The 15,488-nt window shown below is 39.0% G+C and carries 11 protein-coding genes and 1 pseudogene; all 12 read left to right on the top strand.

Going from position 1 to position 15,488, the window contains the following annotated elements; all coding sequences use genetic code 11:
- Positions 1–974, top strand: a pseudogene (locus B2008_RS03035) (IS3 family transposase); the annotation flags it as partial.
- A gap of 205 nt (positions 975–1,179) precedes the next feature.
- On the top strand, positions 1,180–2,934 hold the full coding sequence (locus tag B2008_RS03030; protein WP_281829098.1) for an oligopeptide ABC transporter substrate-binding protein: 1,755 nt from the start codon (positions 1,180–1,182) through the stop codon (positions 2,932–2,934).
- A gap of 196 nt (positions 2,935–3,130) precedes the next feature.
- A complete protein-coding gene (locus tag B2008_RS03025; protein ID WP_281829097.1) occupies positions 3,131–4,894 on the top strand; it encodes an oligopeptide ABC transporter substrate-binding protein in 1,764 nt (587 codons plus the stop codon).
- A gap of 100 nt (positions 4,895–4,994) precedes the next feature.
- Complete coding sequence (gene rnc / locus B2008_RS03020; protein ID WP_281829096.1) at positions 4,995–5,678, top strand: ribonuclease III; 684 nt, start codon at positions 4,995–4,997, stop codon at positions 5,676–5,678.
- Between the two features lie 12 nt (positions 5,679–5,690).
- The gene (gene smc, locus B2008_RS03015) at positions 5,691–9,257 is read left to right on the top strand and encodes a chromosome segregation protein SMC (protein ID WP_281829094.1); all 3,567 of its coding nucleotides are present in this window, start codon (positions 5,691–5,693) and stop codon (positions 9,255–9,257) included.
- Positions 9,257–10,468, top strand: coding sequence for a signal recognition particle-docking protein FtsY (ftsY, locus tag B2008_RS03010; RefSeq protein ID WP_281829092.1), 1,212 nt, complete (start codon positions 9,257–9,259; stop codon positions 10,466–10,468). Before smc ends, ftsY begins: the two co-directional genes overlap by 1 nt.
- A 47-nt stretch (positions 10,469–10,515) precedes the next feature.
- Positions 10,516–11,940 (top strand): C69 family dipeptidase, encoded by a 1,425-nt coding sequence (locus tag B2008_RS03005; protein WP_281829090.1) that lies wholly within the window; start codon positions 10,516–10,518, stop codon positions 11,938–11,940.
- Positions 11,941–12,045: 105 nt separating this feature from the next.
- Positions 12,046–12,387, top strand: coding sequence for a YlxM family DNA-binding protein (gene ylxM / locus B2008_RS03000; RefSeq protein WP_281829088.1), 342 nt, complete (start codon positions 12,046–12,048; stop codon positions 12,385–12,387).
- Between the two features lie 4 nt (positions 12,388–12,391).
- Complete coding sequence (ffh, locus tag B2008_RS02995) at positions 12,392–13,822, top strand: signal recognition particle protein (RefSeq protein WP_281829086.1); 1,431 nt, start codon at positions 12,392–12,394, stop codon at positions 13,820–13,822.
- Positions 13,823–13,910: 88 nt separating this feature from the next.
- Complete coding sequence (rpsP, locus tag B2008_RS02990) at positions 13,911–14,183, top strand: 30S ribosomal protein S16 (protein WP_281829084.1); 273 nt, start codon at positions 13,911–13,913, stop codon at positions 14,181–14,183.
- A gap of 76 nt (positions 14,184–14,259) precedes the next feature.
- Positions 14,260–14,775 (top strand): ribosome maturation factor RimM, encoded by a 516-nt coding sequence (gene rimM, locus B2008_RS02985; protein ID WP_281829082.1) that lies wholly within the window; start codon positions 14,260–14,262, stop codon positions 14,773–14,775.
- Positions 14,765–15,484, top strand: a complete 720-nt coding sequence (trmD, locus tag B2008_RS02980; RefSeq protein ID WP_281829081.1) for a tRNA (guanosine(37)-N1)-methyltransferase TrmD — start codon at positions 14,765–14,767, stop codon at positions 15,482–15,484. The genes rimM and trmD overlap by 11 nt, the downstream gene beginning before the upstream one ends.
- Positions 15,485–15,488 lie beyond the last annotated feature (4 nt).

Below are 15,488 nucleotides of genomic sequence, written 5' to 3'. Positions count from 1 at the left end.
GTTCTTTTCGGAGACGAAGCAATTGCTGCAGTAGCTCTTGATCTTGGCTTGTCCAGTATAGGTATGCTAAGCAATTGGATTCGCTCCTACAAAGAAAATGGGTATAATGTCGTTATCAAGAAGAAAGGACGACATACTCTTGAAGAAAAGTACAAGCAAAGAGCTAGAGAAGCTGAAACGAGAAAACGAAAAGCTTCGTCGCCAGAATTTAAAGCTTACTGTCGAAAACGCATTTATAAAAAATTGGATGCCTTGGTGCTGAGCTCAAAGGCAGATACACTGCACCCGGATACCGGGTGGTTGCCGACCGTTTGCACAATGAAGGCTTTAAGGTTAACCGCAAGACAGTTTACCGTCTGATGAGCAAGCTGGACTTAATTGGCTATCGCATGAGACGCAGAAAACGTTATGACAGCTATGAGGGAAAGATTGAGGACAGAATCAAGCCAGATCTGATTAAGCGCAAGTTCTTTGCCGTCAGGCCAAATATGAAGTGGTACACGGATATTACCGAGTTCAATTTAAGAGGACAGAAGCTTTATCTTTCGCCAATTATCGATGGCTGTGCTAGAGATATAGTTGCCTACAATATTTCTCGTCATCCTAACCTCAAACAAGCAATGACAATGCTTGATGATGCTTTTACTGCTCATCCTGCGCTCAATGGTTTAATCTTTCATTCTGATCGTGGCTGGCAATATCAAAACCGAGCTTACCAGCGCGAATTAGCCATTCATGGAATAGAACAAAGCATGTCTAGAAAGGGCTGCTCTCCTGATGATGGGCTGATGGAAGGCTTCTTTGGCATTCTCAAACGCGAAATGTTCTACGGCAAAGAAACAAACTATGCCAATCTTGATGAATTGGAGCAAGCTATCAAAGACTATATCCGCTTCTACAATACTGAAAGAACCAAGACAAAACTAAAAGGACTGACCCCGGAACAATTCCGGAATCAATCCTTAGTTGCATAATATCAATAAAGTGTCCAATTTTGCTGGGTCACTACAATAAAGACTTTTTTCTTTTGTATCGTAATGAATATGAGAGTATAATTTCTAATTCTTAAAATAAATTTTATAAAACTATTGCAAATTTAATAAAACATGGTATTATTTAATCATCAACTTGATTCAAAAACTAATTTGAATAGATAATCCGTTATGGGGGGAAAATAATATGAAAACAGCAAAGATCTTAGGTTCGATCGGTGTTGTTACCGCTGCAGCTCTTTCATTAGTTGCCTGTGGTTCAAGTCAAAGTAGCAACTCTGGTTCAAAAGAGGCAAGTAAGTTTAAAGAAGCTACACCAACTAAAACAGTTAAAAAGGGTGGTACTTTAACCTACGCTATTGAAACAGATACACCATTCACTGGTATTTTTGAAAATGGACTTGAAACAAGTCAAACTGATAGTGATGTTATGCAATTTGGTAACGAAGCTTTGTTTGATACTGATAACACTTATCGTATTAACAACAAAGGTCCAGCTACGTTCAAATTGGATAGAAAGAAGAAGACCATTACTATCACAGTTAAGAAGGGTGTTAAGTGGTCAGATGGTAAACAAGTTGTTGCCAAAGATTTGGAATACCCATATGAAATTGTTGCTAACAAGGCAGCCAACTCACAACGTTACACCGGTTCACTTGCCAACATTGTTGGTTTAGCTGCATATCACTCCGGCAAGTCAAAGACTATTTCTGGTATTGAAATGCCAGACGGTGCAAATGGCCGTACAATTGTTATTCACTTTAAGCAAATGATGCCAGGTATGTATCAATCAGGTAACGGTTACTTCCTTGAATATGCTGACCCATACCACTACTTAAAGAATGTTTCATTTAGTAAACTTGAATCATCTGACCAAGTACGTAAGAAGCCTTTGTTCTTTGGTCCATACAAAGTTTCAAAGATCGTTCGTGGTCAATCAGTAACCTGGGTACCAAACAAGTACTACTGGAGAGGTACTCCAAAGCTTAGCAAGATTGTTGCCTCAGTTGTTTCAACTAGTTCAGCAACTCAAGCTATTAAGAGTCACAAGTTTGATATTGCCGGCGTTATTAACACTCAATGGCCAAACGTTAAGAATACTAAGAATGTAAGATTTATTGCTAATATTCCATTGGCTTACGACTACTTAGGCTTTAAAGTTGGTAAGTGGGAAAACGGTAAGAACGTTGAAAACAAGAACGCTAAGATGAACAACAAGGCATTGCGTCAAGCTATTGCTTATGCTATGAACATTGATGCCGTTGAAAAGCGTTATACTTCAGGTTTAACCTTCAGAATTCCAACTTTGATTCCTGAACAATTTGGCCCATACTTTGACAGCAGCATTAAGGGTTACACTTACAACTTGAAGAAAGCTGAAAAGATCCTTGACAAGGCTGGCTACAAGAAGAAGGGTAAGTGGCGTGTACAACCAAACGGCAAGAAGTTGACTATTAAGCTTGCTGCTATGCAAAGTTCAAGCCCAACTCAAGAAGCTATTATCCAAAACTACATCCAACAATGGAAGAAGATTGGCTTACACGTAGTCTTAACTGATGGTCGTTTGATTGAATTCAACTCATTCTACGACAAGGTACAAAATGACGACAAAGATATCGACATGTTTTTTGCTGGTTGGGAACTTTCAAGTGAACCATCACCACAAGACTTGTACGGTCCTGCAGCTCCATTCAACTACACTCGTATGAACACTGCTGAAAACACTAAGCTTTTGAACGAAATTGACTCTCAAAAGGCCTTCAACACCAAGTACAGAATTAAGGTCTTCCATGAATGGCAAAAGTACATGTTTGACCAAGCTTACGTTGTTCCAACTACTAACTCATATTCTATTTCAGCTGTTAACAGCAAGATTGCAAACTACTCATTGAAGCCAAAGGATGCAAACTCCGTATGGTACAAGGTTGGCTTCTACAAGTAATAAGCTATTATCAAAACACTTTATTTTATAAATCCTTTTATCTAAAACTTTCATAATAATACAATTTCCATTAACTACTAAAGAAACAGGCATTCTAAACAGAGTGCCTGTTTTGTTCATTGTGATTTGATTGTGTGAGTGTTAACATGAATATATCAACTTGTTCCATCTATTCTATATGGAGGATATCGGATTTATGAAAAAAGCAGAGCTGTTTGCTAGTGTAACCTTGTTATCAGCAGTAGCTCTTTCTTTGGCTGCCTGCGGTAATTCAAACCGTGGTCAAGACGAAAGCAAAGAGGCTGCTAAGTTCAAGGAAGAAGTACCAACCAAGACTGCAAAAAGGGGTGGTACTGTTAAAGTAGCTGTTGAAACTGACACGCCATTTACTGGTATTTTCAACGATGAACTTGCTACTACTTCAACTGATGCTGAAGTAGCTCAATATGGTGCTGAAAGTTTATTTGCAACTGATGACCATTACAAGTACACCGATAAAGGTGCAGCTACGATCAAGATTGATCAAAAAGCTAAAATAGCAACGATTAATATTAAAAAAGGTGTTAAATGGTCAGACGGTAAGCAAGTAACCGCTAAGGACTATGAATACGCTTATGAAATTCTTGCTAATAAAGCAACTCAATCACAACGCTATACTTCAAGTTTAGCTGATTTGGTTGGTTTGCAAGAATACCACGAAGGCAAGGCCAAGACTATTTCTGGTCTTGAAATGCCAGATGGTGCAAATGGTCGTAAAGTTATTTTGCACTTCAAGACGATGAAGCCAGGTATGGAAATCAGTGGTAACGGCTATATTTGGGAAACTGCCGCACCTTACCACTACTTAAAGGATGTTAAGTTCTCAAACTTGATGTCAAGCAACAAGATCCGTAAGAACCCACTTTACTTCGGTGCTTATAAGGTCGCAAAAGTTGTTCGTGGTCAGTCAGTAACTTGGGTTCCAAACAAGTATTATTACAAGGGTCAACCTAAGATCAGCCAGATTGTTGCTACTGTTGTTAACCCTAACTCAGTTGCCCAATCAATTAAGTCTAACAAGTTTGACGTTATCCAAGTTATTAACTCACAATGGGAAAACGTCAAAAATACTAAGGGCGTAAACTTTATCGCCAATATTCCACTTTCATACACTTACCTTGGCTTCAAGGTTGGTAAATGGAAGAATGGCCAAAACGTAATGGACAAGAATTCAAAGATGGGCAATAAAGCATTGCGTCAAGCTATTGCTTACGGTATGAATGTTAACGAAGTATACAAACGTTACTCATACGGTTTAACCTTTAGAGTTCCAACTTTGATTCCAAAACAATTTGGTTCCTACTTTGACTCATCAATCAAGGGCTACACTTACAATATTAAGAAAGCAAATGCCATCCTTGATAAAGCTGGCTATAAAAAGAAGGGTACTTACCGTGTACAACCAAATGGCAAGCCTTTGACCATTCGTTTGGCTGCCATGACTGGTTCTTCAACTCAACAACCAATCATTCAAAACTACATCCAACAATGGAAGAAGATGGGCTTGAATGTTAAGTTGACCAACGGTCGTTTGATTGAAGCCAACTCATTCTACGACAAGGTACAAAATGACAGTGCCGGAGTTGATATGTTCCTCGCAGGTTGGAGCTTGGCTAGTGAACCATCTCCAGCTGACCTTTACGGCAAGATCGCACCAATGAACTACAGTCGTTTTGCTACAAGCAAGAACCAAAAATTGCTTGATGAAATAGATTCACAAAAAGCCTTCAACAACAAGTACCGTGTTCAAAAATTCCATGAATGGCAAAAGTACATGTTTGACCAAGCTTATGTTGTTCCAGTTGCCAACAGTTATTCAATTATTGCTGTTAACAAGAAGATTACTGGTTACTCACTTAAACCATCTAAATCAATGGGTAACGGCTTCCCTAACTGGTACTATGTTGCTTTCGCTAAGTAGAATATAAATTTTTGAAAAAGACTGCTTCTTTTTATGAGAAGTAGTCTTTTTTGTCTGCCCTTAAAACTGGTATAATCAATAAGTACGAAAGGCGATTAAGATGGTTAACACAAAATTTCTTAAACAATTAAATGAAAAATATGGTATTAAATTTCACAATGAAAAGTTATTAGAAGAGGCATTCACCCATTCTTCTTACGCTAATGAACATCCAGAAGGCGTTCGGGATTATGAAAAGCTAGAGTTTTTAGGGGATGCGGTTCTTGAATTAGCCGTTTCAGATTATCTTTACCGTCATTATCCAAATTTAAATGAAGGTGAATTAACCAGAATGAGATCCAATATCGTGCGAACGGAAGGATTCTCAGAATTTGCGATCGAATGTGGTTTTCAAGATGAAATCAACTTGGGCAAAGGTGAAGAAAAGGCAGGAGCCCGTCATCGTAAAACCTTGCTTGAAGATGTCTTTGAGGCTTTCAACGGTGCACTTTATCTTGACCAAGGGATGAAGGCTGTTACGCATTTCCTTCATTTGACGGTTTATCCTTTAATCGATAAAGGTGAATTCGATGCATCACGTGACTACAAGACTGATTTGCAGGAATTATTGCAAAAAGATGGTCCAGTAAATATCGAATACGTTACTTTGAGTGAAAGTCAATTGCCATCGCATTTTGTTGTTGAATTAAAAATCAATGATCATGTTCAATCTCAAGGTGAAGGACATAATAAGAAGGCAGCTGAACAGCAGGCTGCCAAAAAAGCTTTGGATGAACTTGAATAGGAGGTAGAGGGCGTGCCATTAACAGAATTAGTTATTGATGGTTTTAAATCCTTTGCAGAAAAAACAACTATTCATTTCGGTAGTGGAATTACAGGAATTGTAGGTCCAAACGGTTCCGGTAAGAGCAATATTACTGAAGCAATTAGATGGGCGATGGGAGAATCTCGCGCAAAGACGCTTCGTGGGGACAACATGAAGGATGTTATCTTTGCAGGAAGCGAGTTTCGCAAGCCATTAAACAGTGCAGAAGTAACACTTGTTTTTGACAACAAGAATAGACAGTTAAACTTTGAGAGCGACAAAGTTTCAGTAACAAGAAGGATTTTGCGTTCTGGCGATAGCGAATATTTAATTAATAATCAAAGCGTTCGTTTAAAAGATGTGCGTGAACTGTTTCTGGATTCAGGTATTTCACAAAATAGTTTGGCAATTATTTCTCAGGGACGAGTAGATCAAATCTTAAATTCGCGTCCTGAAGATCGGCGAGATATTTTTGAAGAAGCTGCCGGCGTGCTTCATTTTAAGAAGCAAAAAGAGATCGCTAATGCACAGCTAGATAAGACTAATCAAAACTTGGTTAGAATCAATGATTTGGTAAAAGAACTTGAACAGAGAATTGAACCTTTGCATGAACAGAGCTCACTTGCAAAAGAATACAAGTTTCAAAAGGCAGGCTTGGATTCAAAATTAAAGACATTGCTTGCTTTTGAAGTTCAAGATTTGAATCAGCAGAAGCAAAAAATCAAGCAGGCGGCCGACAAGAATCAGGTGCTTTTAACCAAGCTTGATACTGAAGTAAAAGAATCTCAAGCAGCAGTAACGCAAAAGCGCAATGAATATAAGCAATTGCAAGATAAGCGCGATCAAATTCAAAAAAAGCTGCTCGACTTTACCCAACAAGCGTCTGATTTAAATACTAATTTGCAGGTTGCAGAGCAATCAAAGCAATTCAATGAAGCTACTAAAAATGAATATCAAAATCAGATTGCAGATCTAAAAAAGTCAATTGCTGCTTTACAAATGGATTTGACTAATTTAGGACAAGAATCCAAAAAGATTCATCTTGAGCGGGAAAAACTTCAGCAGCAAAGAGATCAATTAGTTAAGAGACTAAAAGAAGATCCTAATCAGTTAAATAAGCAACTGGAAGATCAGCGTAATAACTATATTGATCTGCTGCAAGAACAAACTTCAGTTAACAATCAACTTGTTTATTTAAAGACCGAGCTTCAGCGTGACAATGACGACAGCAGTTACAATAATAACAACATCGAAGGTCAATTGAAAAAGGCACAAGATGAGCTTGAGCGTTTAAGAATTGAGGGGCAAAAACTGACTAAAAAGCGCCAACAGACTAAGAATCGTCTGGAGCAGCTAACGACTAACGCTCACGATTTAGAGAATCGGCAAGATGCTTTACGACAGATTGTGGCTAGTGAACGCAATGAACTGCAGAAAGTAAATGCCCGCAAAGAAGCCTTAAGCAATATTCAAAAACGGCATGAAGGCTATTACTATGGCGTGCGTAATGTGCTGAATCATTTGTCCCAATATCCTGGCGTAGTGGGTGCAATTGGAGAATTAATTTCGTTTCCAACAGAACTTGAAGCAGCAATGACCACCGCTCTGGGTGGTGGAGTCCAGGACTTGGTTACTGAATCTCGCAGCCGGGCCAAAGATGCAATTAATACTTTAAAGAAAAATCATGCAGGCCGGGCAACCTTTCTTCCTTTGGATGGCTTAAGACAGTATCATATTCCTGCTTCCACTGTTACAACTCTAAAATCATTCTCTGGCTTTAAGGGGATTGCCAGCGATTTAGTTACTAGTAATAGTAAAGTTGATCTTTCACCGGCAATCAATTACTTATTAGGCAGCGTAATTATTGTTGATACGATCGAATCGGCATTAGCAATTTCCAATCGAATTGGACGTTATAGAGTAGTCACTCTTGATGGAGATGTTATTTCTCCAGGTGGTTCAATGACAGGTGGGGTTAAAAACCAGCGCAATAATTCACCATTGCAGACAACTGCCGAGATTAATGCTTTAACTAAGAAATTGCAGCAGTTGCAGAAAAATTTTGACTCTGATCAGGCAGATTTAAATAAATTGCTAGAACAAACAGAGCAAGCTAATGATGAATTGAAGACGATTCAGAGTGAACACCAACAGATAAACCAAGAGTTAAACGAAGTCGCTTTAAGTTTTCAAAATCAGGAAAAAGAAGTTAAACGTTTAAATGATGCTAATGAGCTTTTTGTTTCAAGAGTGCGCGAACGGGATGCACGAATTAAAGAAATTAAAGATAAAATCGCAATCGCTAAACAGAAGCAGGCTGATTTAGCAAAAGAGGCCAAAGATGAAAAAGCAAAAATGGCCGAAATTCAGGATCGAATCAAAAACTTTACGGCATTAAATGAAAAAATTCAAAGTCAGTTAAGTCAACTGGATCCACAAATTGCGGTTTATTCAAATAAATTGGAAAATTTGCAAAGTCAGGATAAAGAAAAGAGCCTCGATTTAAAACAAAAGCAAGAGCAGTTAACGTCGATTAGCGAAAAATTGCATTCACTAACTGAAAATCGAAAGCTTTCTAGTCAAAAGAAAACTCAGCTTCAAAAAGAACAAGAAGAAATTGCTGCTAAACGTGATCACTTGCAGGCGGAATTAAACGACTTGGCTGCCAAATTGGGTCAATTTGATGCTCAGATTGACCAGCTTGATCAAGTGGCTAGTCGAAACTATGATTTGCGTAAAGATGCAGCAACAGAACAAAAAGATTTTTCTGTCAAAATTGCTAAGCTGAATTCTTCGATGAATCAAAAATTGGACACGTTGAATGAAGAATACTCACTGACTTATGAGGCGGCAATCGCTCAGGCAAAAGGTGAAAATACTGAGCAAAACCGTGCGCAACTTAAGCGTGATGTTAAATTGCACCAAATGTCGCTTGACGATATTGGACCGGTTAATTTGGATTCGATCGAAGAATATGAGAACGTTAAGAAGCGGTACGATTTTTTGAATGAACAGCAAGAGGACCTATTGTCAGCTCGTTCAGATTTGGAACAATCAATGACAGAACTGGATCAAGAAGTTCAATCACGATTCAATGATACCTTCAACAAGATTTCAACGAGTTTTACCAAGATTTTCCCAATTGTCTTTGGTGGAGGAAATGCACGCTTAGTATTAACTGAACCTGATAATTTGCTTGAAACAGGTATTGAAATTATTGCTCAGCCACCTGGTAAAAAGCTGCAACGCTTAAGTCTGCTTTCTGGTGGTGAACGGGCATTGACGGCCATTACCTTGCTCTTTTCCATGCTGCAGGTAAATCCAGTACCGTTCTGTGTCCTGGATGAAGTTGAAGCTGCTTTAGACGATGCCAATGTCGCTCGTTTTGCTCAATTTTTGCAAAAATACGATATGCATACGCAGTTTATTGTCATCACCCACCGTCGTGGTACAATGCAGCAGGCAGATCAATTATTCGGAGTAGTGATGCAAGAACTTGGCGTTTCCAAAGTCGTTTCTGTATCATTAAAAGATATCAAAGATGAGGTGAAAGAATAGTGGGCTTATTTGATAAGATAAAGAAATCTCTTTTTGGCAAAAAAGAGGATGAAGAAGAAAAGCAAGAGCAAAAACCAGAAGAAAAGGATGAAACTCAAGAAGCCGAACAAGCAACTGAACTTTCTGATACTAACCCTGAAGTAAAGCCAGTTGAAGAAGCTGAAGAAAAATTTGAGCATCCAAAAGAACCAGAACAAGAAGAAGCTGCAACTGAACCGAAACAAGCTGAGTCTGAGACTGAACCAGAAGTTGAGGAAGAAAACGATGAACCGGAAAAGACGCAGCAGGAATTGTATGAAAAAGGGTTAGCGAAGACCAATCAAGGTTTTGGTGCAAAACTGAATGCCTTTTTTGCAAAATTTAGAACGGTTGATGAAGATTTCTTCGATGATTTGGAAGACCTGCTCATTGAATCAGATGTTGGCTACGAGACAGCTGAAGAACTGACTGATGAATTGCGTGATGAGGCCAAGCTGAAAAAGGCAAAGACGCGTGATCAGCTGAAAGAGGTTATTGTTCAAAAATTAGTAGAACTTTATGATCAAAACGGCAATGCTGATGATGAAAAGCTCAACTATAATCCAGATCATAAGCCAAATATTTATCTATTTGTGGGCGTAAACGGTGCCGGTAAAACTACAACGATCGGTAAATTGGCTAAAAGATTCAAGGATCAAGGCAAGAAGGTTATTTTGGCTGCTGCTGATACTTTTAGAGCTGGTGCGGTTGAACAGCTCGAAGAATGGGGCAGACGCGTTGATGTGCCAGTAGTGACTGGTGCAGAAAAAGCTGATCCGGCCTCTGTAGTCTACGATGCAACTAAGCAGGCAATCGATGGGCAAGCAGATTATTTGTTGGTTGATACTGCTGGTCGTTTGCAAAACAAGAAAAACTTGATGAGCGAGCTAGAAAAGATTCAACGAACGATTAAGAAGCTGGCTCCAGAACAACCTACTGAAACTTTGCTTGTCTTAGATGGCTCAACGGGACAAAATGCATTGCTTCAAGCAAAGGATTTTGATAAAACAACCAAGCTTACAGGCCTTGTTTTGACTAAACTAGATGGTTCATCAAAAGGCGGTGTCGTTTTAGCAATCAGAAACGAAATGAAGCTGCCGGTTAAGTTAGTAGGCTTGGGTGAAAAGCCAGAAGATTTAGCTGATTTTGATGCGGCTAATTATGCAATTGGTCTTTTCCATGGCCTTGTATAGTGTTAAATTTAAAGAATAAACTATTATTATATTAAGGAGAATTGATTATGAGAGAACCTAGTGCATGTACTACCATTCTTGTTGGTAAAAAAGCCTCTGTTGATGGCACTACCATGATTGCTCGTAACGATGATACTTTTAGACCAATTACGCCACAAAAGTTTATCATTGAACCTGCAGCTCATGGAGAAAAGGGCCGTCACATTAAGTCATGGCTTAATAAATTTGAAATGGATTTGCCAGAAGATGCTCAACGTGTGCCAGCTGTACCCAACGTTGATTACAAGCACCGTGGCTATTACGATGAATCTGGTATTAACCAAGAAAACGTATGTATGTCATGTACTGAATCAACTTATGGCAATGAAAGAACTTTAGCATTTGATCCACTTGTTAAGGATGGTTTGGATGAAGATTGTATGCAAACTTCAGTATTGCCATACATTCATTCAGCTAGAGATGGTGTTAAATATTTAGGCAGCTTAATTGCAAAATATGGCTCACCTGCCGGCAACTCTGTTTTATTCAGTGATAAAGATGAAATCTGGTACATGGAAATTGTTACTGGTCACCACTGGGTAGCTCAAAGAATTCCTGATGACTGCTATGCTGCTACTGGCAACAGAGTTGCAATTGAACAAGTTAACTTCGACGATCCAGATAATTTCATGTGGAGTGAAGGCATTCAAGAATTTGTTGAAGAGCATCATTTGAATGTTGATCATGAAGGTTGGAATTTCCGCCATATCTTCGGTACATATACTGAACAAGACCGTCACTACAACACCAACCGTCAATGGTACATTCAAAAATTGTTCAACCCATCAATTGAACAAGATCCGCAAGATCCAGATCTGCCATTTATCCGTAAGGCAGAAAAGAAGATTACTCGTGAAGATATTCAATTCGCACTTGGTTCACACTACCAAGACACACCTTATGATCCATTTGGCAAGGGTACTGATGAAGAAAGGCACCGCTACCGTCCAATTGGTTTGAACAGAACTCAAAACGCTCATATTTTGCAAATTAGAAGCGATGTTCTAGAAGATCGTGCCGCAATTATGTGGTTATGTATTGGTGGACCAACATTCACTCCATTTGTTCCATTCTTTGCCAACATGAGTGATACTGATCCTTCATACAACAACACTTCTATGGATTACAACATGAACGATGCATGGTGGTACTACAAGTCATTGGCTGCACTTGTTGAAAGTCATTACCCACAATTTGTTCAACTTGACACTGATTACTTAACTGAACTTAACCGTTACTACAGAGGTCGCGTTGAAGAAATTATCAAGGGTGCTGAAGGCAAGTCTGGTGAAGAATTGACTGAATACCTTACTAAAGCTAACCAAGCTACTGTTGCTCACACTAAGAAGGACAGCGAAAAGCTTTGGGGTCAAATGATGATTCAATCAATCAACATGTCTAAGCTTACTTTCCACATGGATGAAAACTTATAAGCATTAATTGCTTTTATCTATAAAGAGAACCGGATTTAACCGGTTCTCTTTTCTTTTAATTCTAAAAGGGCTGCTTTTTTGCTATACTATTAGACGGTGAATTATATGGATGAACTCACAAAGAATGAAAAATTAGGCGATTTATATGCCTATTACGGCCCGTTATTAACAGCCGGGCAGCAAAGTTATTTTGAAGATTATTACTATAATGACCTATCTCTAGGTGAAATTGCAGATAATCACGGTGTTTCAAGACAAGCTGTATATGATAATTTGCGTCGCTCAAGCAAAGCTCTTGAAAATTATGAGGCAAAACTTCATATGCAAAAAGACTACAATCAAATTGAAGATGTCATTGCTGATGCTTTATTTGCAATCGATAATGATCATAATTCGACCGCTAAGAAAGAATTAACTAAATTATTAAATCAAATGAGGGGAGAATAACCCAATGGCTTTTGAAAATTTAAGCGAAAGAATTCAAAAAGCATTAAAGAACCTGACGGGCAAAGGCAAAATTTCAGAAGAAGACATTAACAAAGCCAGCCGTGAAATTCGACTTGCTTTGCTTGAAGCCGATGTAAACTTCAAAGTTGTCAAAGACTTTATCAAGAAAATTAAGAAAGAAGCCCTTGGCAAAGAAGTTCAAGAAAGTCTTAACCCTGGCCAACAAGTAATCAAAATCGTTAATGAAGAATTAACCAAAATGATGGGGGAAACAGCTGTTGGCCTCAATAAGTCAAAGCATATCCCAACAATTATTATGATGGTTGGTCTGCAAGGTACTGGTAAGACTACTACCGTCGGCAAGTTAGCCTATCATTTGCAAAAAACAGAAAAGGCACGTCCGTTGTTAATTGCTGGCGATATTTATCGTCCAGCCGCAGTCGACCAGTTGAAGCAAATCGGTGACCAATTGAAGGTGCCAGTATATAGCGAGGCTGATGAAAAAGATGTCGCTAAGATTGTTCAAGATGGTTTGGCAGAGGCTGATAAAAACAAGAACGACTATGTCATCATCGATACGGCCGGTCGTCTTGAAATTGATGAGCCATTAATGGAAGAGCTTGAACGAGTTAAGAAAGTCGCACAGCCTGACAATATTTTGCTGGTTGTAGATGCAATGACCGGTCAGGCCGCAACTGATGTTGCTAAAGGCTTCGATGAACGTCTTGATGTGACCGGCGTTATCTTGACTAAACTTGATGGTGATACCCGTGGTGGTGCTGCACTTTCAATTCGTGCCGTAACAGGCAAGCCAATTATTTACACTGGACAAGGTGAAAAGTTAACTGATTTGGAAGACTTCCACCCGGACCGGATGGCTTCAAGAATTTTAGGCATGGGCGATATGCTGACGCTGATTGAAAAAGCACAGCAGGATTATGACCAAAAAGAGGCCGAAAAAGTAGCCATGAAGATGAAGGAAAATACCTTCGACTTTAATGACTTCATTGATCAACTGGAACAGGTGCAAAAAATGGGACCTCTTGACCAAATCATGAAGATGATTCCGGGTATGGCCAACAATCCGCAACTAAAGAATTTAAGTATTGATGATAAGCAAATTGCCCATACCAAAGCAATTGTTTATTCAATGACAGAAGAGGAACGGGAAGACCCAGACATTTTAAATCCAAGTCGTCGCCGCAGAATTGCTGCCGGATCAGGTCGACCAGTAGTTGAAGTCAACCGAATGATCAAACAATTTAAACAAGCACGGGACATGATGTCTAAGATTACTAAAGGCAACATGAAGGGCTTAAGCAACTTGCCGGGCATGAATTCACCGATGGCCAAGATGGCTATGAGAAAGATGAATAAGAGCTTTAAGAAGAACAAACGCAAGCGGATGAAGAAGATGAAGAGATTTCATTCTTAAAAAAATTAACTGTTAAGTAAAAACCCTTTACACCATTTCTTTTTAATGGTATATTATTAATCGTTAAGTTTTAGGAGGAAATTAATTTATGTCAGTTAAAATTCGTATGCACCGCATGGGTGCCAAGAGAAAGCCATTTTACAGAATCGTTGTTGCCGACTCACGTATGCCACGTGATGGTCGTTTCATCGAAGAAGTAGGTTACTACAACCCAGTTTCAACTCCAAAGGAATTGAAGCTTGACGAAGACAAGATTTTTGCTTGGCTTCAAAAAGGTGCTCAACCTTCAGATACTGTAAGATCACTTCTTTCAGGTACAGGCCTTATGCAAAAGTTGCACGATGCAAAGTACAACAAGTAATTAAATAATTACTTAAAAGAAAGTTTGGAGCTGCGTACTTCAAACTTTTTTTATACTTGGTTTTTGGAGAAAAAGTATGCAATTTTATGACGTAGCAAAAATTTTAACAACTCATGGCTTAGATGGTGAAGTCAAAGTAGCACTAATTACAGATTTTCCTGAGCAACGTTTTAGTTCGGGCTCAAAATTAGCCCTAAAGGATGATCATGAGCGGGAATTGACCGTGAAAAGTGGTCGTCCATTCAAACAATTTTGGCTGGTAAAATTTGATGAAATAACTGACATTGATCAGGCGGAAAGATTACGCGGAAAAATACTGGTTGTTAGTGAAGAAAATCAGCAGGAACTTCCTGAAGGAGTCTATTATTACCGCGATATTTTAAATTGCGATGTGATTGATAATCAAAGCGGCGAATTCTTAGGCAAGATCGTAGATATTCAATCACCTGGGGCTAACGATGTTTGGCTGGTACAGGAAGATAGCGGCAACGAATACTGGGTTCCTTATATTAAAGACGTTGTGAAAAAGGTAGATGTTGACAAAAAGAAGGTTTATGTAGAGCTGATGGAAGGTTTACACGATGAAGATTAATGTATTAACGCTGTTTCCTGATATGTTTACTCCTTTGCAAACTTCAATGCTGGGCAGAGGATTAGAGGACAAAAAGTGGGACCTAAATTTAGTTAACTTTCGCGATTTTACGACTGACGTTCACCACCATGTAGACGATACGCCATATGGCGGTGGAGCAGGGATGGTTTTACAAATCATGCCAATTAAAAAGGCACTCAATTCTTTGTCTTCGACGGGTAAAATTATTATCACGGCGCCGCAAGGGAAAACTTTTAATGAAAAAATGGCCCAAGAATGGGCCAAAGAAGATGAATTAACCTTTATTTGCGGGCACTATGAAGGCTTTGATCAAAGAGTGTATGATTTAGCTGATGAGACAGTCTCAATTGGTGACTATGTTTTAACTGGTGGCGAATTGCCGACGATGAACATGATTGATGCCACCGTGCGTCTTATTCCCGGAATTTTGGGCAATGCTGCCTCTCCGGTTGAGGAGAGTTTTTCTCATGGCTTGTTAGAGTATCCGCAGTATACGCGTCCCGCTGATTATGAGGGGCAAAAGGTGCCAGATGTATTAGTGAGCGGAAATCATCAAAAAATTGATGAGTGGCGTCATTATCAAGCTTTAAAGGCGACATATCTTCATCGGCCTGACATGCTTGAAGGAAGAAAATTTACAAGCGAAGAAAAGAAAATGCTTGCTCAAATTAAGGCGGAACTTGATTAAGCTG

The organism is Lactobacillus sp. UBA5813 (assembly GCF_002417895.1).
Classification (GTDB): domain Bacteria; phylum Bacillota; class Bacilli; order Lactobacillales; family Lactobacillaceae; genus Lactobacillus; species Lactobacillus amylolyticus.
The sequence above is the reverse complement of the archived record's forward strand: the minus strand, read 5'-3'. Positions and strand labels throughout refer to the sequence as shown.